The sequence below is a fragment of the Frigoribacterium sp. Leaf186 genome, assembly GCF_001423905.1.
Lineage (GTDB): Bacteria > Actinomycetota > Actinomycetes > Actinomycetales > Microbacteriaceae > Frigoribacterium.
The window spans coordinates 797-1079 of the sequence record NZ_LMPQ01000014.1 but is presented as its reverse complement, the minus strand read 5'-3'; the positions used below and the strand labels follow the sequence as shown (position 1 = coordinate 1079).

The 283-nt window shown below is 35.7% G+C and carries 1 protein-coding gene; it reads right to left on the bottom strand.

Annotated features, from left to right (window positions below):
• Nucleotides 1-92: 92 nt before the first annotated feature.
• On the bottom strand, nt 93-283 hold a 191-nt coding region (locus ASG05_RS16945; protein ID WP_235491552.1), incomplete at its 5' end, for a hypothetical protein.

Genomic DNA, 283 nt, shown 5'->3' with positions numbered 1-283 from the left:
AATTATACTGTTCGCAATGAAGAACGAACAGCCTTAACGACTTCTATTCAAACAAATTCTCAGTTTTTAAGTAAAATCTTGAAAAAAACTTGTTACTCTGATTCAAACCACTCTCGATGCGATGGATTATCTGGATCAAGCAAAACAAATCCTTCTTGATCTACACTCAAAGTTTCTACATTCATCGTAAGACCCTCGACAAGCTGAAGATATTTCAATCGTTCAATTACAGCCCATCTTTCCGGATCGTAGTTTGCTGGATTCAAATCTACTTTCATGGAAT